This is a genomic window from Paenibacillus sp. S-12 (genome assembly GCF_030363895.1).
In the GTDB taxonomy this organism is placed as follows: domain Bacteria; phylum Bacillota; class Bacilli; order Paenibacillales; family Paenibacillaceae; genus Paenibacillus_B; species Paenibacillus_B alvei.
The window spans coordinates 197,859-219,004 of record NZ_JASIUF010000022.1 but is presented as its reverse complement, the minus strand read 5'-3'; the positions used below and the strand labels follow the sequence as shown (position 1 = coordinate 219,004).

Sequence of the window (21,146 nt, the reverse complement as noted above, 5' to 3'; positions counted from 1 at the left end):
CTTTTCTATTTTTGAATGGGGATGTAAATCCATATCGTCGACTGTGGATGATGCGGACCATAGAAGTCACATCCATATATCTCGAAGTCTGCCCGATCGGCGAGGCGAAGCGATGTGTTGCTCAGCCATGTTCCCCAGATGTAATCATACGTGCTTCGAAGCTGCAGGGTAGTCCCTATATGCTTGAAGACGGCATAGGCACCCGCAAATATCGTATACGCACGCATGCCATGGGGAATGTCAGCAATACGCTCCACGGAGAATCCAGCCATGTGTCCAAACGGCGAGTGCTCTGTGATGTCCCTGAACTCGACATCGTGCTGCGGCGGACATATTCCGTAGCCAGTGAGCTCCGGCGTCAAAGCTTGAATCTCGCGACGCCGTTGGAGTAGTTCCTCCCACAGTTCCGGTATCGTATTGTGATCGGGAGAGACAGCTCCGCTAACCCCTACGACATGAATATCATCCTCTATTTCTGCGATGTTGGGGACAAGGCTAATGGTATCCAGCCGATGCTGCAGACGATCGCCCAACAGTGTGCCCTTCTCCAGGAATATAGGGCGCATGCTGCGCTTGCGGAAGCTGCCAGGCGTTGCGCCGAATACTTGCTTGAAGGAACGGGAGAAGGCCTCTTGGGATTCGAATTGATATTCTAAGGCAATGTCCAATATAGAACGCTCGCTCGAAAGTAAGGCTACGGCTGCTTCGGTTAATCTACGCTTGCGAATGTAGTCGCCGAGTGTTTCCCCTGTCATTGCAGCAAAGATACGATGAAAATGATAGTATGATAAATGGACAGAGGCGGCTACACGCTCTGCATCCAGCCGCTCTGTCAAATGTGATTCGATGAATCGAGTCGCTTGTTCAATTTGTTTCTTATATGTTTGCATAACTAATCACCACTTATTTCATTTGCCAAAAATCAGGTGCATAATCATGGTGCTGCATCGTTACCTGTACACGATCTACCGGCATTTTCCCGCCTACGGGCACAGTATACCATGGATTATCAATTGGAGAACCAAAGCATATATTGATGATTCGGTCATCCAAATCGAACAGCATGGATCGCAATGTGCCGAACCACTGATTGTAATTATGAACGGCCAAGCCTTGCGGGTATTCGGTTGAGACCAAGGACTGCAGATCCTCCATCGTTACAGAAGCAGGCTTCTCCAAGAATTGCTGCAGGATGTGTTGGCGGATGACCGAATGGTTCAGCTTGCCGGGTTCAAGCCGCTCAATATCTGCAAACAACGGATGATTCGTGGCTGCGACATAAGGAGCTTGGCTCGCCTCTTCTACCTCGCGAATTGCTTTGTGCCCGTCAAAGGTTTCGATTAGCGCTGCATGGCCATGCGGATCGCACACGATGAGGTTCATGTTGGATGCAATCGGCATTTCTTTCACAAGTCGCACCGCTTCACTGACATTGCGGCATTGCTCTAAGACGGCTCGTACCACGGCCCAGAATTGCAAGCCGCTAGCTCTAGGAGGTCTCATACCGTGCGCGTTGCCTACAGGCATCCCGCAGGCGGAGAAGGTAACACATAATCCATGCTCATTCATGCCCTCCGTTCTACCGAACAAAAATACAGAAAATCCAGTATGCTTATATGCCTTCTCGATCGACGTAGAACATAACCTCATATCATCAACATTAGGTGAAAGATCGTAATTGCGGAGCATGTACGTGTGCCCATTCGCCGTTTTAGCCGGCAGGATGGCACAATGGCTGCATCCTGAATGAAGAGCAGAGTTAGCGTAATAAGAAATCAGTGATGGCGGCACTTCTAATGCCGCACAGAAACCGTCAATTTCCTCCGTTATTCCCGGACAATATTGTTCGAGCAGTGCGACTGCTTCTTTCCATTGATCAACAGGTAACGGCTCGTTCAATAAAATGCCTTGTAAAAAGTGAGGATGCTTCTTCGCAAACTCCCCTTGCTGGTACCCCGCCTCATAACGCGCTCCCTCGATAGAAGAAAAATAGCCTTGTATTTGCTGCATAAATAAATCTCCCTTCACTAATGTCATCTCTTGTTCCAGTGTAGCGGGATAAGTTGCTCCTGGTATGATATTTCCTGCTGACTTATCGGGACGGTGCAGCAAAGCGGCCTTATGGCCAATTTAGCTGTCTCTGGCTTCGAGCCAAATCCTTATCAAATTCTGAATTCCTTAATATTCACTTAACGAAAGGAACAATTTCCCTAGCAGGACGTCATAATATATATCGCTTTTTACGTAAGCAGCAGAACTGGAATGGCATAAGGGGGTTGTATTCATTCCGCTGTAAGAAAAGGAGTAATTAGCTGGAAGTCGAATTAGTATGTACCAAAGGAAGACGCTCCTTCAAGCAGAAGCGTTTTGTTAGCATACATGGAAAGGGAGATAGTCACATGGGCAAGGAAACCGTTCTTGTCGTTGATGATGAGAAGGAAATTATTGAACTTTTGCAAATTTATTTGAAGAATGAAGGTTACGATTTGCTTCAGGCATCCAATGGATTAGAGGCTTTGGAGCTGCTGGAGAAGCATGATGTGCAGCTGATTATTTTGGATGTGATGATGCCTCATATGGATGGCATACAAGCATGCATGAAGATTCGGGAGGAACGCAACACCCCTATTATTATGTTGTCCGCGAAGGATCAGGATATAGATAAAATTACAGGGCTTAGCATTGGCGCCGATGACTATGAGACGAAGCCGTTTAACCCGCTTGTGCTGATGGCGCGGATTAAGTCTCTGCTACGGAGAACGAAACAATTCCGGCAAGAGGGAATTCAGCACAATGAACATGAAATCTTCATTGACGATATGGTGATCAATACGGCGAACTATACGGTGATGGTAGATGATATTCCGGTAAAGCTGACACCACGGGAGTTCGCCATATTAAAGCTGCTTGCGGTGAATCGCGGGATCGTGCTGAGCATGGAAAAGATTTACGAGGAAGTGTGGAACGAGCCCTTCATGGAATCTAAAAACACAGTAATGGTACATATTCGTAAGATAAGGGAAAAAATCGAGAAGGATCGCCAAAACCCGCAATATATTAAGACGGTGTGGGGAATCGGCTATAAACTGGGATAGGAGCGGATATGAAGAGACGATTCATGACATCAAAATGGCTGAATTCGATTCGGTGGAAATTCCTGATTACGTTTATTGCCAGTATCGGTGCTACGGGTATTATTTTGCTGCTTGGGCAGCTGCTGGTTTCTTATTTGATGCAGCACAAGCCGTATAATATAGCATTGACATGGGTGATCAACAATATCGGCTCAAGGCCCGTCTATGTCATATCAGGATGCCTATTATTTATTTTTAGCTACTATCAACTGAGTCGTCCTATATTGAGTCAGATAACACAGATCTCAAATGGGCTTCAGGAGATGGCGAACGGAAATTTCGATGTGGAGATTCAGATCGATTCGTCGGACGAGCTAGGAGATATTGCACATCGAATTAATGATGTAGCGACTGAATTAGACAGCTACCTGCAAGAGATCACTCATGGGCTGGACGAAATCGCCACGGGTGAGCTGCAGCATGAAATACCGGTAAGATCAGTTCAAATGCTGGGCAAAGTAGCGGAGAGCATTAACCGAATGAGTCGGCAGTTAAGCCAATCGATTGAGGAAGAACGGAAGGCGGAGAAAACAAAGAGCGATCTCATTACGGGGGTATCGCATGATTTGCGCACACCGCTAACATCTATACTCGGTTTCCTCGAGCTTATTGAGAAGGATCGTTATCATGACGAGGTGGAGATTCGCTATTATGTCAACATAGCCTATGAAAAAGCGCTCGATTTGAAAAAATTGATCGACGATCTGTTCGAGTATACACGCATTAATAATGGACTTCCGCTTCAAGTACAGGAACTGCATATTACGAGCTTTATCCGTCAATTAGTGGAAGAATTCGTACCGATTCTGGAAAAGGCAGGCTTGGAGTGCAGACTGAATGTAGAAAAGGAAACGCTCAAGGTTCTAGCAGACGGCGACAGGCTCGTTCGGGCTTACGAAAATTTATTGTCAAATGCGATTCAGTATGGTCGCAAGGGGCGATATATCGACATCGAGATCCAGTCGCTGGACGAACAGGCGGTCATTCGCATTATCAATTACGGTGACCCGATACCGGAGCGGGATTTACCATTCATCTTCGACCGATTCTATCGCGTGGAGCAATCCCGTTCCAAGGAGACAGGCGGAACAGGGTTAGGACTGGCGATTACGAAAAGTATTATTGAGGTTCATGGAGGGCAAATCGCGGCATACAGCAATCCGTATCAAACGACATTCGAAACGATACTGCCTGCTGTTTAGAAAGATCAATCGAGCGACGGGGCAATTCCTTCATTGCCTTCTGTCCAGATTCAACTTCAAGTAGATGCGGGAACGTTTACAGGGTGGGCGTTGGGGCTTGAGTACACTGCTTAGGCTCAACTGTATGGCAAGGCTCATTGAAGACTCAGTGAGCCTTTTTAAGATGCTGTTCATGGGTAAGGAGTTTAGCGAATATTTGCATGATCAGCAGGCATAGACTAAAGATTGTTCTGTCGGTTACAATATGGGAAATTCATGCCATTCACAGGAGAGACATCGGATGAGCGAACAGTCGAATGAAAGCTATGAAATTACGCAGCTATGCCTATTGGCAGGAAAAATCATGCTGCAAAGCGGAGGGGAAACGAATCGGGTAGAGGATACGATGATCCGTATCGCCGCTTCGTATGGGTTCGAGAATTGCCACAGCTTCGTGACGCCGACAGGCATTATTTTTGCGATCGACGGGTCAGCGCCAATTACCCGGTTGTACCGAATATCCGAGCGATCGACGGATTTGAAGAAGGTAACGCTCGTGAATGACATTTCGCGCAAAATAAGCAGCGGAACCTTGTCTTATGCAGAGGCCTATCGCTTGCTGAAAAAAATCGAAGTGTCTAATTTGGCTTATCCGGTATGGCTGCAGATTGCAGCAGCGATGCTCTCGAGCGGCTGTTTTACGATTATGTTTCGTGGCGGATGGCCGGAATTCGTACCTTCGCTGTTGGCAGGAGGACTAGGATTTTCACTCTTCCTGTATTTCCATCGTTTATCGCGCATTAAGTTTTTTTCTGAATTCCTCGCTTCCATTGTAGTCGGAACCGTGTCCTATTTCTGTGTTCGGTACGGTCTGGGTCGTGATCTGGATAAGGTCATTATCGGGTCGGTGATGCCGCTTGTTCCGGGGCTGCTTATTACCAATGCTGTGCGGGATTTGATGGCGGGTCACTTAGTATCCGGCATATCGAAGGGGGCGGAAGCATTTTTAACTGCCTTCGCGATTGGAGCAGGGGTTGCTTGTGTATTGTCCTTCGCCTAGGACGGTAATGCAGCAGATTCCGAATTCGTTGACCACTTTGGATGTAGAGCATGAGGGAGGCATTTTGTTATGATCGAGCAGCTCATTGTAAGCTTCATAGCATCCGCTGCATTCGGAATATTGTTCAACAGTCCGCCGAAGCTGATGCTTCAATGTGGGTTTGTCGGCATGGCAGGCTGGTTCGTATATATGATTTGCATAGATAATCAGATCGGTCCAATTCCAGCGAGCTTGGCTGCTTCATTCGTTATTGCCATGATGAGTCATCTATTTGCCAAGCTGTATCGCACTCCGATAATTGTATTCAATGTCGCAGGGGTTATTCCCCTCGTACCTGGCGGAATGGCATACGACGCAATGCGAAATATTGTAGAAGATCAGTATGATCAGGCGATTCAGCTTGCATTCAAGGCATCGATGATTTCCGGCGCAATTGCAATTGGCTTGATCTTCTCGGAAGTGCTGCATCAGGTGATGCGGAAGCGTGTGAAGGGATAAGGCGATGATGATCTGCGCACTCCCTTAAATTTTCTTTCTGAATTGTGTAGTACAAGAGGCAGCTAAGGAGATTTATAAAATATCGTAATTAGATTTGCTGTCCATAAAGGGATAGCAAAAAAAAGGGGAGGGCCGAGGCCTGTCCCCTTTTCTATTTCAATACCCTTATAATTAACCAGTTACGGACTTCGCTGATTTCCCTCGGAACACTAGGAAACGTATCAGTTCAACGACTGCAATGACAATCAGCGACATACCGAGCAGCGGCATGAGCAGTCCGAGAATGACTAAAATGGCATAGAAGCCGATCATCGATTTCGTGTGCGGTTGTCTTGGTGGTGCTGCAAGTCTTCCGCGAGGTCTGCGCATCCACCACATTTTAACTCCCCAGTATACAATGGCAAGCAGTGCAACCACCGTCAGCAGGCATAGAATCTGGTTCGGCCAACCGAATAGATGCCCTTCATGCAAAGGAATTCCGTAGGTGAACCACTGGGCGAGAAGCCCGTAATCGCGGTAGTCAATCTTATGAATCTGTGTGCCGCTATATTGATCGAAGTAAGCTGTTATTTCCTCGCTAGGCTTGATGACATCCATTCCGGTAATGCCTGATCCTGCGGATTTAGATGCCGTGTAGACGTCTTTTTCATCTGCTGGCAGGCTCAAGACGAAAGGCTTGGTCACACCGTAATGATGGAGCATATGCTCGATATCGTCTGCAGAGAGTGGCAGGTAGCCGGATGAAGATTGCGGAGACTTCTCCTTTCTAGTAGCCCATGGCAGCTCCTTCGCTTCGGATTGCGGCGGGCTCACATACAGCTGCGGATACCCGAGTGATTCGTTGCTTGCTGCCAGTTGATAGATCTGGTTGCCCATGAAACCAGACCAAGGCAGCCCTGTAACGATAAGAATTAGCAACGGTATGGTGAATATGATACCGATGACGGTATGCCTCGATTTCACCTTCTCACGCTTCGTTCCAGCTGCCGACGCCCTCTTTTTCCAACTCATATAGAGGCCAGAGATGATCAGAAATACTGCCCAACATGCCGCAAGCTCCACCGTATAGTTGACGACGGTTCCACCTACGAGCAATGAACTATGCAAATTTCGCATTATATTTCCGAAGCTGTCATCGGCAAGCATGCTCCCGACGATCTGCTTGTTGCGATCTACAAATACATATCTTTCTCGACCTGCTTCATCACGCATGGAGAATCTTGTGTTGCGCGATTCATCATCGAAATAACTGATTTTCGTCACGCGTTCTCCTGGGTACGCTTGCTCTGCAGCCGTAATCGCTTGACTCGTTGTTAACGTGTGGGTGTTGCTGCTCTGTCCAAAGTAGAGTGATTTGTATGCGACATCCTCAATTTCCGACTTGAACAGGTATCCAATTCCGCTAAGCGATAACGTAATTAGCAAGGGGGCAATGAACAACCCCGCATAGAAATGCCACCGCCAAAACATATGGCTGAGTCTATTGTTTGCTTTCATACTATGATGTTCCTCCTCTAAAAACAGGGGCTAGGTTGCGATACTAAGTCATTGTATGTGGATGCAAAAAAACGGACAAGACTCGATCGGGCTATATTTCACTGCATTTATTGAAAATTTAGTTACTAAAATTCAAGATAATCGTAGTAGAGAACTATAAATAGGATAGTAAAAATTAGGAACTGACATTACAATGATTAGGTACAAAGGTGTGAAATACCATAACTAAGAGGGGAGAAGGTGGAAATGAATGAGAGACCTCCAATGCAGCCTCCAGGGTCGGAAGCTGCTGCTAAAAAAAGCAAGCGAATATCTGTCAATCGTGCTTGGCTGTACATCGTGTTAGGAGGATCCTTAGAGATCGTGTGGGCCAGCGGCTTCAAATACGAGCAAATTCCACCGCTTGTCGTTCTTGTAGCGCTGTTGCTCAGTTTCGATCTCATTATCCGTGCTGCTAAGGTCATACCGATCGGGACAACGTATGCTGTATTTGCAGGTATTGGGACAGTCGGAACGGTCGTGGTAGAAGCGGTTATGTCTCATGAGTTTAATCCGATCAAAATCGGAATCATTCTGCTGCTGCTGCTCTTTATTATCGGATTGAAGCTGACGAGCGGGAAGGAGGGGCATTGAGATGGCGTGGATAACATTAATCGCGGCTGGACTGCTTGAAGTCATTGGTGTCATCGGAATTAAACGGGTTGCTGAGAAGAACAATTGGCCGAATAACATTATGATGATTGCCGCCTTCTTCCTTAGCTTTAAATTGCTTATTGGTGCAATGCAGACAATACCGTTGTCCACCGCTTATGCCGTATGGACAGGTGTCGGGACGGTTGGCTCTGCATTGGTGGGGATGTTGATATACCAGGAGTCGAAGCGCCCATTTCGCCTGTTATGTATATTGGGTATCATTGGCTGCGTGGTCGGCTTGAAGCTGATCGATTAACCAGATCGCTGACAAGCAGCCTGACAGGGGGCCAAGATCCCTTTATAGACCGCGACAACATAAGATGTGTGATTGGATTCTTGGCCAGCCTCGTGCCTAAAGCGTGCAGCTATTCACGATGAATTCGAATGTTTAATTCGGGATGAGCTTCGTTAATTATGGTAACTTGTGCAGCTAGTATGTCGGTTTCGATTGCCAAGCGGAAAAGCTTATTGTCCGGCAGGAATGTGATGCTCGTACCTGTATCTTGAGTAATACCGATTGTCCGTAATCCTCCCTGCGGAATACCCTGCTTATAATCTTGGCGGAATACTCTTCCTTCACGGCGAATCTCCACGGAAAGCGTGGATGAGAGCGCATTGACGACCGCCATGCTAATCCCCTGTTCTCCTCCAGGAGCTGTGAACGAAGCGCTTCTTGAGAACCTTCCCATATCAGTAGAACAGATTGCGCCTGTGAAATATCATGGTCAGGAAGCATGTTTACGTAAGTGCGATGTGAGAATGGCCAAATTTCTGTTTGAAGCCTATGGGGGGCCGAACGGGCCGCTGTCACAGGCGCTCTGTTATTTGAATCAACGATATACAATGCCTCCGCAAGTAATTGCCATTTTGAATGATATCGGTACAGAAGAGCTGGCACATTTGGAGATGATAGCGACGATGATATATAAGTTAACTAAAGATGCGACCGTTGAGCAGCTCGTGGAGGCGGGACTGGGCGGTTACTACGCTGAACACGGGCGGGATCTTTTTTATCAAAATGCGCAGGGAGTACCGTGGACAGCGTCCTATATTCAGGCAGTCGGCGATCCAATTGCCAACTTAAATGAGGATATTGCATTGGAAGAGAGGGGGCGCGCTATGTATCAATCCCTTATCGATTTAACGGACGATGAGGATCTTAAGGATGCGTTAAATTTCCTTCGGGAGCGGGAAATCGTACATTCTCTTCGTTTTCGTGAGGCAGTTGAAATATTGAAAGCAGGGGTTTCCCAGTGCGACTGAAGTCAATTGATGACCGAGATTCAGCGACAGCATAGCAGAGCCTTCAGGTCGACCCGGATGTGGGCAGTCCCGAAGGCTCTTTGCCGCATTACTTCAACTGATAAGTGTGGGAGTTTTCATTTCTATTGAAATAGAGTGTTTTGCCCTCTTTTTTCACGAAAGATAATCTATCCCCAGCGTAGTCTGAATCTCCGGTGGCCCCGTCTTTGATCATCGTGTCGATTATCTCTTTATCTTGTTCGCTCAAAAGTTCTTTGTAAAGAAGCACGGATTCTTTCGTTTTCGTATTTAACAACTGTAATGTACCCTTTTGGTATGGTCGAACAAGGAGATACCCGTCAAAAGCTCCTTCAACGGTGAAATTATCTTCTTCGCCAAATAGATCCTTGGCCTGATAGGAAGCCTTTACGGTTCCCTTTGCATCGGCGAGCTTCAGGGTTTTTCCATCAATCATGACGATAAGATCGCCAGCTTTCTCGATACTTTCGTGGTTATGATGCCCCCAGTAACTAACCTTGGAGGATAATGCTAGTTTCTCTTTATGGACGATGGCTCTAAATACAACATCGTTGATGTGAGGCTCGCCATAATTGTCGTGAATTTGCAGGAGATAACTTTTGGCATCTAGTTTGGCCGCGGTAAACGTACTGATTTCTTTAATGTCCATACTTGTCTTCCCGACTGTTAAAGGCTTGCTGCCCGTACTCATGTACAGTGTGCCGTCTTTCTTATGGAACCAGAATGGAGTGCCCTGTACACTCGTATATAGGTATGGCGAAGTGTAATTGGCACTAACCGTGTTCGTCTTGGCGTTCCAAGTCAGCGGCACCTTTAGCACGGACGCAAACAGTTGAAGCGGCACATAGGTAACGCCTTGCTTGACGATAGGTGGAGCGTCGATCTTGATGCTCTTCCCGTTCACCATCGCCTTGGAATCATTTGACCGCAGTAAAATCTCTTGTCCCACGCCAAGCACTTGGATCGATTTGGTGTTAGGATTCCAGCTTGTGTGCAGAGAGAGAAGCGTTCCAAGATCTCGTAAGGGAACGTAAACTCTTCCTGAACGTTTCATAGGATCATGACTTAACGTCGCATCGATATTATTAATGGTGATTGAAATGCGGGGGCTTGAGCTAGCGTTTGCCTGGGGCTGAAGTATAGTGCCGGTAGCCGACAGCATAAGCGTGAAAGCAAGGAAAAACTTAAATGACTTCGTGTTTTTCATGTATTTCTCCTCCCAATTATGAGTATGCTTAATCCTTAGATGCTACTAGCACGGAAATGGTTTCAGGAGACTCCAAGTAAAGAGAGGACATCGATGTCGTATGACCTCAATATCCTCTCTGATTTGTACAACTAGTAATTGATATCATTGCAAACGGTACGTATAGGTGGTCGGATTCACGCCGGGGATTCGACGAGTAAAATAGAGCGCATCTCCCTCTTTCCTATCAAAGTAAAGACCGTCGCCGAGATGGTATAACCCATTGGCTATTGCTGAGTCGATCGATGCTTTTTCTTTGTCAGTCAGAAGCTGGTTATATAGAGCTATTAATTCTTTCGTCTTCCTATTGAAGAGATACAAAATGTTTTGTCTAGACGTTATAAGCAAGTAATTGTCGAAGGCTCCTACTACAGTAAACGTATCCTTTTCGCCGAATATCTCCTGTGCCTGATAGGAAGCCTCGACTGTCCCGTCCGACGCAACGAGCTTCAAGGTGCTGTCATCGATCATAACCCATAAGTCTCCGACTCTATCAATACTTCTAAGATTATTTCGGCTTCTCTTGTACTGGGCTAAGGACGAAATCGCCACTTTATGATGTTGAATGATCGCTTTATAGATAACATAGCCTGCAACAGAGTCATCTTCGATTTGCAGCATATAACTGTCATTACTGAGTCTGGACGCAGTTAATCTGCTGGTATCTGAGGTTTTCATGTTTATATGTTCGAGTAGGAAGGGCTTATTCCCTGTACTCATATACAGCTCACCCGTATTTTTGCGGAACCAAAATGCGGCACCTTTCTCTTTTGCGAATATAAAAGGCGTGTTATACGTAATATCCACGGTGTCCGTCCTGCTTTCCCAAGACATCGGTACATGTAAGACGGAAGAGAATAGCTGAAGCGGAACATACAGCGCGCCGTTATGCAAAATCGGGGATCCTTCGAGCTCTACAGTTTTTCCGTAGGTGTAGACTTGCATTTCCCCTACCTTCATAATGGCCTCTTGACCGGGAACAAGTACCCGAATCGTATCATTGGAGCTATCTATCCAGGTAAAAAAGGACAGACGTTCTCCAAGTGAATACATAGGCACGTATATCCGTCCCGATTGAAGCATCGGTTTACCGTTGAATTCTGCCTTTGCATAGTTAATCCGGATGGTGATATCGGTATCTGGATCTGGGCCAATTGTGGGACGGAAGAGGAAGACGGCGGCTGTCAACAATACGGCTGCGGCTAAAACATAGTTCAACCACTTTAGAATCTTCAAAAATCTCCCTCCAAATATGTATGTATATCCTATATTACAGGACGAATCTGGAAAGGGGAAGTTTATAGGAAAAGACCAAACCGACATCAAATCGGTGAAATGAGTTGCTTAATAAAAAAGAGGCTATCCCAAGTCTTGCGACTTCAAGGATAGCCTCTTCGTTCTTCTTACAAGTAGCCCCAGATCATCGTGAACAGTGTACCGAACAATGTCACGAGAGCTACGAATAACGCGTACAGAATATTCGTATAGTTGGCTGTTTTCGTTGTCTTATCTTCATCGATATGCATGAACAGGAACAATTGCACGGCAGCCTGGATAGCTGCGCAGATGATCAAGATTGTAAGTCCTGTTGTGAATGACATATCCCATACAATGACGGCTAACGCAACAACAGAAAGGACGAGAGAGAAGACATAACCCATTACATGACGTATCGGGAATAGTTGTTTCATATCACATCATTCCTTTCAAGTATACGAAGCTGAAGATAAAGATCCATACCACGTCAAGGAAGTGCCAGTACAGCGAGAAGATGAACGACTTGTTCGCTGTATCATGTGTAAATCCTTCACGCTTGATTTGCATCATCAATCCGGATCCCCACAGGAGACCCATTGTTACGTGCGCACCGTGTGTTCCAAGCAAGACGAACAAGCTGGACAGGAAGGCAGAAGTTTGCAACGTTGCACCTTCATGCACGTAAGTGACGAATTCGAAAATCTCAACACCCAGGAAGCCTAGGCCGAGCAGCAACGTGATTCCGAAGAAGACCATGGCTGGCTTCTTCAGTTTCAGGCGCATACTGTGTATCGCAAGTCCGCAAGTGAAGCTACTCGTTAAGAGCAGGAATGTCTCCAGCAATACAGGCTTAATCTCAAAGATTTCCTTGGCAGACGGGCCGTTGCCCGTGCGAGTCCACAACGTAAAGTAAACGGCGAACAAGGTCGCGAAGAGTACAATCTCCGCGCCGAGGAACAACCAGAAGCCGAAGATTCGGTTGCGGTTCTCCTCTGTCTGATATTCTAGCGGCAGCGTGTTATCGATCTTCATGCTCTATCACCCCGCAATTGTTGTTCCGTCTTGCTGATTTCCTTCACCGAGATATGGCGGCCATGATCCCGTTCAAAGGAACGCACTGCAAGCATAATCAGAATGAGGAAGCTTGTAATAATGGCAGGTGTCCACCACATAAATACCATAAAGAATCCCCAGAAGAAGAAGATAACACCGAGAATGAACGGCTGGCCGTTATTGTTCGGCATATGAATCTCTTCAAGCTCACCTTCGAACAATGGTTGCTTGTTCTTTTTCCAGAACCAGAAGGCATCAAGGCTCTTCACGTTTGGAACGATAGCAAAGTTGTATTCAGGCACCGGACTGTGCGTTGCCCATTCAAGCGAGCGTGCATCCCACGGATCGCTCGTTGTATCTCTTGGCTGGTAGCGGAAGCTCCAGTAAATGTTGTACACGAGAATCGCGAAACCGATAGCCAAACCGACAGAGCCGATTGTTGCAAGCAAGTTGAGCGGGCCGAAGCCTGTCTCTGCGGAGTACGTGTACATACGGCGTGTCATACCTTTCAGTCCCAAGAAGAACAATGGAAGGAATGTCACGTTGAAGAAGATAGCGATGAACCAAAAGCTGATCTTACCAAGACGCTCGTTCAGGCGGAAGCCGAACAATTTAGGGAACCAATAGTACATACCTGCGATAACCGCAAATACGGTACCTGGAATCAACACGTAGTGGAAGTGAGCAACCAAGAACATCGTATTGTGATACTGATAGTCAGCACTTGCCATCGCCAGCATAACGCCCGTTACGCCACCAATCGTGAAGATTGGAATGAAGGCTAAGGAGTACAGCATCGGTGTTGTGAACTGGATCTTACCCTTATGGAGGGTGAACAGCCAGTTAAATATCTTAACCCCGGTTGGAATCGAGATTGCCATCGTACTAACGGAGAAGAATCCGTTAACCATTGCGCCATGACCCATCGTGTAGAAGTGATGCGCCCACACGAGGAAGGACAAGAGCGAGATGGCAACCATACTGACAACCATCGATTTGTAACCGTACAAGTTCTTGCGAGAGAACGTTGAGATAATTTCACTATATATACCGAAGGCCGGCAAGATAACGATATATACCTCAGGATGTCCCCATACCCAGAACAGGTTGGCCCAGAGCATATCCATACCGCCGTTGGCCATCGAGAAGAACTGAGAGCCGAACATGCGGTCGAATGTCATAAGCGCAAGCGCTACAGTCAGTACAGGGAATGCGAACAAAATGATAACGTTCGTGATCAGAACCGACCACGTGAACATTGGCATTTTCATCAAAGTCATGCCTGGTGCGCGCATTCTCAAGATCGTAACGATGAAGTTGACACCTGTCATCAAAGTACCAAGACCTGCAATCTGCAAAGCGATCGCATAGAAGTTGTTCCCGATCTTCGGTGCGAGCTCAGGACCTGCAAGCGGGAAGTAAGAAGTCCAGCCTGCGTCCGGGGAGCCCCCGATAACGAACGAGATGTTGAACAGCATTGCTCCCCAGAAGAACAGCCAGAAGCTGACTGCGTTCAGGCGAGGGAATGCAACGTCGCGTGCCCCGATTTGGAGCGGAACGACTACGTTCATCAAGCCGATAATAAATGGCATTGCCATAAAGAGAATCATAATAACGCCGTGCGTTGTAAATACTTCATTATAGTGCTGGGCATCCAGGAACTTCATATCAGGCGCAGCCAGCTGCGTACGCATCATCAGAGCATCCATACCGCCGCGGAACAGCATGATCAAGGCACTCAAGATGTACATGATCCCGATTTTCTTATGGTCAACGGTTGTCAGCCATTCCCGCCACAGATAGCCCCACTTTTTGAAATAGGTCAAGCAGAAGATGATGGCTATCGTCACGAGCACGATGCTGGCCATAGCGCCATAAATCATCGGTTCGCCGGTAACGAAAAATTCGTCCCATTTCATAGTCTCAAATTACTCCTTTCTTGTTCGTTCTAGTTGCCATGTTGAGCATGTTCCATCTCTTGGTGTTCATTGTTGGAATGGTTCATGTTCGAGTGATCCATATTGGAGTGATCCATCTTCGAATGATCCATTTCTTTATCCGATTCCTTATGAGAGTCGCCATTTGACGATCCGCCATGGTGGTGGCCGCCGTGTTCACCCTCTGGTGCTGGTCTAAATGTCAGGTGTGTGGAGGAATATGTTTTCCGTCCCACAAATTCAGTTTTCAGCAAGGAGTTGAATTCCTCTTCCGTCAATTCAGAAGCAGAACCTTTCACTTCTTTTACCCACTCTGTGTATTTGGCAGGTGACATGGCAAGCACTTCGAACTGCATGTGCGCGAAGCCTTTACCGCTGAAGTTAGAGTTTTTACCATCGAATGAACCCTCATGATCAGCTGCAAGGTGAAGCGTCGTCACCATGTCGCTCATCGCGTACTTCTGACCGCCAAGCTGCGGTACCCAGAAGCTTGTAATCGGTCCGTAAGAATAGAGACGGAACTCGATTGGGCGATTCGTCGGAATATTCAAATAGTTTACGGTTTCAATGCCCTCTTCTGGATAGCTGAAATGCCATTTAAAGTTGGAAGATGCGGCATAGATAACGAGCGGCTTCTGATTGTCATATCCTTCTGGCGGCGATTCAACTGCTACAGTAGAGCGAATCGTCACGACAGACAGCACAGTTACGATGATAACCGGGATTAACGTCCATGTAATCTCCAGCCACTTGCTTCCTTCCTCGTGAGGAGGCTCATAATCAGGTGCTGCTTTGGAAGCGCGATACTTCGTTAACATGAAAATATAAAGTGCATACACGACGAACAAGATTCCCGCCATGACAATCATGGAGAAAATAATGACGTCGGATTGCGTCTTGGCCATCGGACCTTTCGGATTCATAACATCTAATGAATCACAACCGGTCAAGAGGACAAGAAGAGCTGCGAATAAGGTGAATAACAACCCTTTCTTTTTCATCAAGGTACCCCTTTCTCTGTTGGTTGGCTTTATATATGGAAGGAAATCGGGATATTGTAATCATGCTATATCTTATTAGGAAGCTCTCAGAATTACAAATGACATAGTGCTCCTTTGTTTACATTGATATCCAAATTAGGGTTTAGTTTTCCTGCCTGAAATGTGCCCAAAATCCGAAAAAGTGATAAATATCATTGAATTCCGCCAAAATCGCCGTTTTTGAAATTTGTTCATAATTGCCCCTAAGACCATCAAGTGTACCAATACTGTCACAATTGAGAGGCCGATTACAGCCCGAAAACCCACATTATTCCTCAATTTTTAAGGGTTTGTGTACAGTGGAAGCGATCGATCGTACATAATTGAACAAGCGCTGCATTTTGCCTTGCAGTAACAATCAGGTCCCGATTTCTCGCTCTAGCGCACGCTCACTCCATTTTGTATAAACCGCATTTCGAAGGCGGAGAATAACCAATCATATCGATTGTTAGGAAATAATTCTAGTTTTAAGTTGAATATTGACCTTCTTGCTTGCATTTCCTCTTAATTGCGCCGGATTTGGCGGAATTACAATTTCCCCTACTACCCGAATAAGCAGGATTTTGATATATTTTACGAAGTATCGGGAACTCTGTCGGTACATAGACCAACCCATTGGGACATGTAAAGGATGTCATAACGTGAAAGTCGGACAATTTCTGAAGCTGGTCGAAATTCAAACGAAGGTCGCAAGCATGATTCCGTTCTTTATTGGGACATTGTACGCGTTGTTTCGATTCCATGAATTCCGGCCGGTTCATTTCCTACTTATGTTCGTCTCCCTATTGTCCTTTGACATGGCGACGACGGCCATCAACAACTATATTGATTACAAAAAGGCAATTAAAACGCACGGATATGGCTACGAGATTCATAATGCGATTGTTTCCTATGGGCTGAAGGAATCAACAGTAGTATGGGCGATTGCATCGCTGCTTGTGGCGGCCATCAGTTCTGGAATCGCGTTGGTGCTGCAGACTGATATTCTGATTCTCGGGTTAGGGGGCTTATCTTTCCTTGTCGGGTTTCTGTATTCGCTTGGACCGATTGCAATATCGCGCATGCCGCTAGGTGAGCTGTTCTCGGGATTATTTATGGGGTTCGTGATCATTTTTATTTCTGCATACATTCATGTGGATAAAGAGCAGCTTGTCTCATTGACACTGGATCTTCGGATGGCGCATCTCGACATTAATATCATGGAGGTCCTGCTTGTATTTGTGATATCTATTCCAGCAATTCTAGGTATCGCCAATATTATGCTGGCGAACAACATCTGTGACATTGAGGATGACTTGGTGAATAAGCGGTATACCTTGCCTGTATATATTGGGAAGCCAAGTGCGCTAGTGTTGTTTCAATGGCTGTATGCGGCGGCGTACCTGGATGTCATTGTCCTCTATATCATTGGGGTGCATCCAGTGCTGCTGCTACTAATTGCAGCGACATTCGTTCCCGTGAGTAAAAATATGAAGGGGTTCATACAGGAGCAGACGAAGGAACGCACCTTCGTATTGGCAGTGAAGAACTTCGTTCTGATGAATGTGACTCGCATACTTGTGTTCGGGCTGGCTATTTTATTTGCCTGAAATAAGACAAGGGATGTGCCGCTTGGCACATCCCTTGTCTTATTGTCCGCAAAAAGACGTCATCCATGTAGGACATTGACGTCCTCCGAACCGTAAAGGTGATTGCTCACCTACACTCGCCCCATTAATTGATTCGCGGTAATGATTGCTTTCTCTTCCCTCGTCAATGACTTATAAACGAGATCATAAGAATGGTCAATGAGCATCTTAATATCCTGCTCACTCAAGCTGCCATTGAGCGCCACCGTGTTCCAATGCCGTTTGTTCATGTGATAACCCGGTGTAATCTCGGCGAATTGCTCGCGCAGGGACTCGGCACGGAAGGGGTCACACTTCAACGTAACACTTGGAGAACCGTCCGTTTCACGGAACAAAGCAAACATTTTGCCGCCTACGCGAAATACGGGAACTTCGTCACCGAACGGGTAGGTTAGACGAGCGCCTTGTTTGTCAAAACAATAGTCAATCCAATCCTGCATGTCGAAACATTCCTTTTCATAGATGAAGATAGTTATCTTTAGCATATCGAAAGGTTGATAGAAATGCAACGGGGCGGATTGACTTCTGTAGGTTCATTTAAAAAATTGTCGAATTTGCTAAAAATACGGATCCTTTTGTCGGGGAAGGAAAGCCAGAGTTGAAGAAGGAAATGGGCTATTCATAAATACGAATCGGCAGGCTGGAGAGTTTGTGGCTGTGATCAGGCATATGCTCGTCAAGGCGGAAGGTCTCCGATACGGAAGCGGAAGGGAACCGTTTAAGGAAGGATGTTAGCGCATATTCTGCCTCTAGCCGGGCAAGCGGTGCACCGAGACAGAAATGATGGCCGCTGCCGAAGGTCAAATGCTTGTCGTTGCCTGTGCGATGAATATCAAATTTCTCCGGGTGGGCAAATTGTCTGTCGTCCCGATTTGCGGAACTCATCCAAGCGATCACGATCTGCCCCTTTTTCATAGGCGGGCCGAATACATTCGTATCCTGCGTAATCGTTCGATCTATGCATATGTGGAACCGGTAGCGCAGCGCTTCATCGATTGCTTGCGGGACAAGCGCGGGATGTTGGCACAGTTCTTCGAAAGCAGACGGTTGATCGTAGAGCAGGCAATAAAAGCAATTCGTGATGAGCGTAGTTGTCGTTTCATTGCCGGCACCCAGCAGGCCGATTCCGGTTCTTACAATCTCCTCATCGGTCAATCGGCTTCCTTCGTATTCTGCCATAGTCAGGTCGGATAAGATGTCGTCTTGAGGGTGAGTGCGTTTCTCCAGAACCAGGGGGCGTAAATATTCCGAGAACTCCTTCATGGCCATGTCTTTTTGAAGCTTCTGATGTTCAATGCTGCCCCGGTGATGGCCCATGAACAGAATGTTGGACCAACGCTTAATCTGAGCCCAATCGCGGGATGGCACGCCAAGCAGATCGGCAATTACCGTCACAGGCAGCGGGACAGCGTATGCCTTCACAATGTCCACCGTGCTTTGTGTTTGCATGTTGTCGAGCAATCCATCGACGATTGCCTGAATTTTCGGCTTCCATTGCTCCAAGCTGCGTGGAACGAATGCTTTGGCAATAAGCGCTCGGCGCTTTCGATGAATCGGCGGATCCGAGAGGGTCAGGCTGATACCGCTGTTATCCCTCGGCACGGGGACGATGCTGCGCTCACGTACGCTGGAGAAGAGCTGATGATCCGAGAGAACTCGTTTTGCATCCTCATAGCGGAATACATTCCACACATCCTGCTCCGCGTCATAGTAGACCGGGTTCTTTTCACGCATATGTTGAAACCAGGCATACGGATTCCACAACTGCTCTTTCGTTTTGAACCCGGTAATCTCATGAATAAAGATTTCACCCTTTGTTTTCAATCGAATCCCCTCCTTTGTAACTGTATAGCTGGTCGTTAAGAGTTTCGATCCAGTTCAGTTCGTCTCGCAGCTTCTTGATCAAGAATTGAAATGTGCTTATGGCGAAAGGTTTGCCTTCGGTGAGCGATTGTCCTTGAGTAATGATTTCGAGTTGGCTGCGAAGATAATCGGTTCGGGCGTTCAAAATCGCCTCCTGTTCGGGAATCTGCAAATATTCGAACAAACTGACGCGAACAATGAATTCATTTTCATGAGCTGCAAATTCCGGGGGAAATTCTCGCAGCAGCTTATGGAACATCTTTTTACCTAGCTCAGCAATGGCGTACATGTGGCGGGAAGGCTTACCAGGCCGGGTGTCCACTTCTTTCGTAATGGCCCCCATTTGTTCGAACTTGCGAAGGGAGGGGTAGAGCATGTTGTTGTTCACTCGGATGGTGTCAGCGAACAGACGCTCCAACTGCTTCTTTACCTCATAGCCGTGCTTGGGCTTAATCATGAGATGATGAAGCAACAGAATATCAATATACATATGTCCTCCTGTTCGTATATAAATTAGAGCATAGGTTATTTTAACCTATGCTCAATGGATAATTGATTATATGCAGCTCAGTAATTGCGAATACATGAAAAAGATGTAAACGATTTATTTATCGGGACGATACACCATGCAATATTGTTGGGATGCGCTGTTCCCGGGCATTGGGATTGTATCCACCACTTCGAATCCATAATGTCCATACAAGGAAATGTTGCTCGGGTTATGTGTCTCCAGAGTGCAAGGGATCCCGCGCGCATTGCATTCGGTGAGCAAGGGCCTCATCAATAGGCTGACGAAACCTTGACCGCGGTATTGCGGCTGCACGACAAGCATGTCTAAATGGATATAGTCATGCTCATTTAGTTCGGATAGCCAGGCGGAGCTCATGGCGTTCAGCGTAGACAATCCGCGTATGAATTGAGAGAAGCGGATATAACGGCACATCGGAATTGATTTGATAATTGCAATAGCAATTCGGTACAGATACCTTACATGAGAGAGCTGAGACACTCCGGCCCGCTCAGAGCGGAACACGAGGGCAACCGCTTCCAGCCGTTCGGACGTTGCATACAGGTCGGCTTCCTCATACAGCATGGTGATATAGTTGCGGAAGAAGATGGTAAGCACCTCCAGGCGGGTTGTCCGTTCTGGAAGCATGTGCTCATATAACGGGTCATCCATAAATCCTTGTGCAAGGACGGCGGCAGCTTGGCGGATATCAGTGCGGCGTAGTCTTACGTGGTTAGTTTCGGCAGTTCTGTTCGTTGTATTGTTAGCGTAACTTGCTTTTGAATTACAAATGGTTCCACCCCGGATCATGATTCAGTGTACTAAGTCTGTAAGGCTCCAAATTGGACTTCCCTAGCTTGTCCATTCAGTCGGCCGAATATTGAAAGCCTCCTGTCTATCGTACTGCTGCGTGTTCGTATAAGTCAACGCATGCGCCCGTCATTCCGTTTGCCATTGTGGATGAAGTTCGATGATGCAGGTTGAATGATATCCCTTATATAGTAAATAAGCCGTGCATGAATCCTTGCTGCATGAATGCGGCTCTGGATTTATGCGCGGCTATCCTTTTTATTTGTTCGTGCTGTGCTGCTTTCCTGGCAAGCTCGAACCCGGGTTACCTTCGCCATGGCGCTGCTGGTTGCGCTTTGCCTTCTGCTGATCCTCGTGCAGCTTTTCTACAAATTGCTTGGTGTCCTCCATTGCACAGATCCCTCCTCGTTTGGTATTCCTTGATACTATAACCGGTTAAAGGGGAAATCATGTCCAGATA

Annotated in this window: 23 protein-coding genes; 8 read left to right on the top strand and 15 right to left on the bottom strand. The window is 46.8% G+C overall.

What is annotated here, in order from left to right; all coding sequences use genetic code 11:
• Positions 1–5: 5 nt before the first annotated feature.
• Together NO352_RS20975 and NO352_RS20970 are read right to left on the bottom strand one after the other, a co-directional pair.
• Positions 6–890 carry an AraC family transcriptional regulator gene (locus tag NO352_RS20975; RefSeq protein ID WP_289356690.1) on the bottom strand — a complete coding sequence of 295 codons (885 nt, stop codon included), beginning with the start codon at positions 888–890 and terminating at the stop codon, positions 6–8.
• Positions 891–903: 13 nt separating this feature from the next.
• Positions 904–2,010: a C45 family autoproteolytic acyltransferase/hydrolase gene (locus tag NO352_RS20970; RefSeq protein WP_289356689.1), complete on the bottom strand. Its 1,107-nt coding sequence runs from the start codon at positions 2,008–2,010 to the stop codon at positions 904–906.
• A 389-nt stretch (positions 2,011–2,399) separates the two neighbouring features.
• On the opposite strand from NO352_RS20970, the gene NO352_RS20965 reads away from it, so the two are divergent.
• The 4 genes from NO352_RS20965 (at position 2,400) to NO352_RS20950 (ending at position 5,873) form a co-directional block, all read left to right on the top strand.
• Entirely contained in the window at positions 2,400–3,095 is a 696-nt protein-coding gene (locus NO352_RS20965) for a response regulator transcription factor (protein WP_163977654.1), read from the top strand.
• A 23-nt stretch (positions 3,096–3,118) separates the two neighbouring features.
• Positions 3,119–4,336, top strand: coding sequence for a sensor histidine kinase (locus NO352_RS20960; RefSeq protein WP_289356688.1), 1,218 nt, complete (start codon positions 3,119–3,121; stop codon positions 4,334–4,336).
• Positions 4,337–4,616: 280 nt separating this feature from the next.
• Positions 4,617–5,375, top strand: a complete 759-nt coding sequence (locus tag NO352_RS20955) for a threonine/serine exporter family protein (RefSeq protein ID WP_262866498.1) — start codon at positions 4,617–4,619, stop codon at positions 5,373–5,375.
• Positions 5,376–5,444: 69 nt separating this feature from the next.
• Complete coding sequence (locus NO352_RS20950) at positions 5,445–5,873, top strand: threonine/serine exporter family protein (RefSeq protein ID WP_005545145.1); 429 nt, start codon at positions 5,445–5,447, stop codon at positions 5,871–5,873.
• A 171-nt stretch (positions 5,874–6,044) separates the two neighbouring features.
• Here the strand turns inward: NO352_RS20950 and NO352_RS20945 are convergent, their stop codons facing one another.
• Positions 6,045–7,370 (bottom strand): PepSY-associated TM helix domain-containing protein, encoded by a 1,326-nt coding sequence (locus NO352_RS20945; RefSeq protein WP_289356687.1) that lies wholly within the window; start codon positions 7,368–7,370, stop codon positions 6,045–6,047.
• A 246-nt stretch (positions 7,371–7,616) separates the two neighbouring features.
• On the opposite strand from NO352_RS20945, the gene NO352_RS20940 reads away from it, so the two are divergent.
• Together NO352_RS20940 and NO352_RS20935 are read left to right on the top strand one after the other, a co-directional pair.
• Positions 7,617–8,003 carry a DMT family transporter gene (locus NO352_RS20940; protein ID WP_262866497.1) on the top strand — a complete coding sequence of 129 codons (387 nt, stop codon included), beginning with the start codon at positions 7,617–7,619 and terminating at the stop codon, positions 8,001–8,003.
• A gap of 1 nt (position 8,004) precedes the next feature.
• Entirely contained in the window at positions 8,005–8,319 is a 315-nt protein-coding gene (locus NO352_RS20935) for a DMT family transporter (RefSeq protein ID WP_268620323.1), read from the top strand.
• 109 nt (positions 8,320–8,428) lie between these two features.
• Here NO352_RS20935 and NO352_RS20930 read toward each other — a convergent pair whose 3' ends face one another.
• Positions 8,429–8,692, bottom strand: coding sequence for a hypothetical protein (locus NO352_RS20930; RefSeq protein ID WP_268620324.1), 264 nt, complete (start codon positions 8,690–8,692; stop codon positions 8,429–8,431).
• Between the two features lie 130 nt (positions 8,693–8,822).
• On the opposite strand from NO352_RS20930, the gene NO352_RS20925 reads away from it, so the two are divergent.
• The gene (locus tag NO352_RS20925) at positions 8,823–9,326 is read left to right on the top strand and encodes a manganese catalase family protein (protein WP_289356686.1); all 504 of its coding nucleotides are present in this window, start codon (positions 8,823–8,825) and stop codon (positions 9,324–9,326) included.
• Positions 9,327–9,414: 88 nt separating this feature from the next.
• Here NO352_RS20925 and NO352_RS20920 read toward each other — a convergent pair whose 3' ends face one another.
• The 6 genes from NO352_RS20920 to qoxA form a co-directional block, all read right to left on the bottom strand.
• The gene (locus tag NO352_RS20920) at positions 9,415–10,551 is read right to left on the bottom strand and encodes a copper amine oxidase N-terminal domain-containing protein (protein ID WP_268599029.1); all 1,137 of its coding nucleotides are present in this window, start codon (positions 10,549–10,551) and stop codon (positions 9,415–9,417) included.
• Positions 10,552–10,695: 144 nt separating this feature from the next.
• Positions 10,696–11,826 (bottom strand): copper amine oxidase N-terminal domain-containing protein, encoded by a 1,131-nt coding sequence (locus NO352_RS20915; RefSeq protein ID WP_268599030.1) that lies wholly within the window; start codon positions 11,824–11,826, stop codon positions 10,696–10,698.
• 167 nt (positions 11,827–11,993) lie between these two features.
• Positions 11,994–12,281 carry a cytochrome aa3 quinol oxidase subunit IV gene (gene qoxD / locus NO352_RS20910; protein WP_005545125.1) on the bottom strand — a complete coding sequence of 96 codons (288 nt, stop codon included), beginning with the start codon at positions 12,279–12,281 and terminating at the stop codon, positions 11,994–11,996.
• A gap of 1 nt (position 12,282) precedes the next feature.
• Positions 12,283–12,879, bottom strand: a complete 597-nt coding sequence (gene qoxC / locus NO352_RS20905) for a cytochrome aa3 quinol oxidase subunit III (protein WP_005545123.1) — start codon at positions 12,877–12,879, stop codon at positions 12,283–12,285.
• Positions 12,876–14,819, bottom strand: a complete 1,944-nt coding sequence (gene qoxB, locus NO352_RS20900) for a cytochrome aa3 quinol oxidase subunit I (RefSeq protein WP_005545122.1) — start codon at positions 14,817–14,819, stop codon at positions 12,876–12,878. Before qoxB ends, qoxC begins: the two co-directional genes overlap by 4 nt.
• A gap of 29 nt (positions 14,820–14,848) precedes the next feature.
• Entirely contained in the window at positions 14,849–15,838 is a 990-nt protein-coding gene (gene qoxA / locus NO352_RS20895; RefSeq protein WP_262866496.1) for a cytochrome aa3 quinol oxidase subunit II, read from the bottom strand.
• 680 nt (positions 15,839–16,518) lie between these two features.
• Here qoxA and NO352_RS20890 point away from each other — a divergent pair.
• Positions 16,519–17,466: a prenyltransferase gene (locus tag NO352_RS20890; RefSeq protein ID WP_005545118.1), complete on the top strand. Its 948-nt coding sequence runs from the start codon at positions 16,519–16,521 to the stop codon at positions 17,464–17,466.
• 110 nt (positions 17,467–17,576) lie between these two features.
• Here NO352_RS20890 and NO352_RS20885 read toward each other — a convergent pair whose 3' ends face one another.
• From NO352_RS20885 to NO352_RS20865, 5 genes are all read right to left on the bottom strand, one after another.
• Positions 17,577–17,945 (bottom strand): MmcQ/YjbR family DNA-binding protein, encoded by a 369-nt coding sequence (locus NO352_RS20885; protein ID WP_005545117.1) that lies wholly within the window; start codon positions 17,943–17,945, stop codon positions 17,577–17,579.
• Positions 17,946–18,120: 175 nt separating this feature from the next.
• Positions 18,121–19,329: a cytochrome P450 gene (locus tag NO352_RS20880; RefSeq protein WP_289356685.1), complete on the bottom strand. Its 1,209-nt coding sequence runs from the start codon at positions 19,327–19,329 to the stop codon at positions 18,121–18,123.
• Complete coding sequence (locus NO352_RS20875; RefSeq protein ID WP_289356684.1) at positions 19,313–19,858, bottom strand: PadR family transcriptional regulator; 546 nt, start codon at positions 19,856–19,858, stop codon at positions 19,313–19,315. The genes NO352_RS20880 and NO352_RS20875 overlap by 17 nt, the downstream gene beginning before the upstream one ends.
• Positions 19,859–19,972: 114 nt before the next feature.
• Positions 19,973–20,548 (bottom strand): GNAT family N-acetyltransferase, encoded by a 576-nt coding sequence (locus tag NO352_RS20870; protein WP_040735720.1) that lies wholly within the window; start codon positions 20,546–20,548, stop codon positions 19,973–19,975.
• Between the two features lie 396 nt (positions 20,549–20,944).
• A complete protein-coding gene (locus NO352_RS20865; protein ID WP_268620330.1) occupies positions 20,945–21,076 on the bottom strand; it encodes a DUF4023 family protein in 132 nt (43 codons plus the stop codon).
• Between the last annotated feature and the right edge of the window lie 70 nt (positions 21,077–21,146).

Excerpts from the sequence above, each read along its gene's own strand:
- NO352_RS20975 (WP_289356690.1), bottom strand. The coding sequence starts at position 890 with ATGCAAACATATAAGAAACAAATTGAACAAGCGACTCGATTCATCGAA.
- NO352_RS20970 (WP_289356689.1), bottom strand. The coding sequence starts at position 2,010 with ATGCAGCAAATACAAGGCTATTTTTCTTCTATCGAGGGAGCGCGTTAT.
- NO352_RS20965 (WP_163977654.1), top strand. The coding sequence starts at position 2,400 with ATGGGCAAGGAAACCGTTCTTGTCGTTGATGATGAGAAGGAAATTATT.
- NO352_RS20960 (WP_289356688.1), top strand. The coding sequence starts at position 3,119 with ATGACATCAAAATGGCTGAATTCGATTCGGTGGAAATTCCTGATTACG.
- NO352_RS20955 (WP_262866498.1), top strand. The coding sequence starts at position 4,617 with ATGAGCGAACAGTCGAATGAAAGCTATGAAATTACGCAGCTATGCCTA.
- NO352_RS20950 (WP_005545145.1), top strand. The coding sequence starts at position 5,445 with ATGATCGAGCAGCTCATTGTAAGCTTCATAGCATCCGCTGCATTCGGA.
- NO352_RS20945 (WP_289356687.1), bottom strand. The coding sequence starts at position 7,370 with ATGAAAGCAAACAATAGACTCAGCCATATGTTTTGGCGGTGGCATTTC.
- NO352_RS20940 (WP_262866497.1), top strand. The coding sequence starts at position 7,617 with ATGAATGAGAGACCTCCAATGCAGCCTCCAGGGTCGGAAGCTGCTGCT.
- NO352_RS20935 (WP_268620323.1), top strand. The coding sequence starts at position 8,005 with ATGGCGTGGATAACATTAATCGCGGCTGGACTGCTTGAAGTCATTGGT.
- NO352_RS20930 (WP_268620324.1), bottom strand. The coding sequence starts at position 8,692 with ATGGCGGTCGTCAATGCGCTCTCATCCACGCTTTCCGTGGAGATTCGC.
- NO352_RS20925 (WP_289356686.1), top strand. The coding sequence starts at position 8,823 with ATGGCCAAATTTCTGTTTGAAGCCTATGGGGGGCCGAACGGGCCGCTG.
- NO352_RS20920 (WP_268599029.1), bottom strand. The coding sequence starts at position 10,551 with ATGAAAAACACGAAGTCATTTAAGTTTTTCCTTGCTTTCACGCTTATG.
- qoxD (WP_005545125.1), bottom strand. The coding sequence starts at position 12,281 with ATGAAACAACTATTCCCGATACGTCATGTAATGGGTTATGTCTTCTCT.
- qoxC (WP_005545123.1), bottom strand. The coding sequence starts at position 12,879 with ATGAAGATCGATAACACGCTGCCGCTAGAATATCAGACAGAGGAGAAC.
- qoxB (WP_005545122.1), bottom strand. The coding sequence starts at position 14,819 with ATGAAATGGGACGAATTTTTCGTTACCGGCGAACCGATGATTTATGGC.
- qoxA (WP_262866496.1), bottom strand. The coding sequence starts at position 15,838 with ATGAAAAAGAAAGGGTTGTTATTCACCTTATTCGCAGCTCTTCTTGTC.
- NO352_RS20885 (WP_005545117.1), bottom strand. The coding sequence starts at position 17,945 with ATGCAGGATTGGATTGACTATTGTTTTGACAAACAAGGCGCTCGTCTA.
- NO352_RS20875 (WP_289356684.1), bottom strand. The coding sequence starts at position 19,858 with ATGTATATTGATATTCTGTTGCTTCATCATCTCATGATTAAGCCCAAG.
- NO352_RS20870 (WP_040735720.1), bottom strand. The coding sequence starts at position 20,548 with ATGGATGACCCGTTATATGAGCACATGCTTCCAGAACGGACAACCCGC.
- NO352_RS20865 (WP_268620330.1), bottom strand. The coding sequence starts at position 21,076 with ATGGAGGACACCAAGCAATTTGTAGAAAAGCTGCACGAGGATCAGCAG.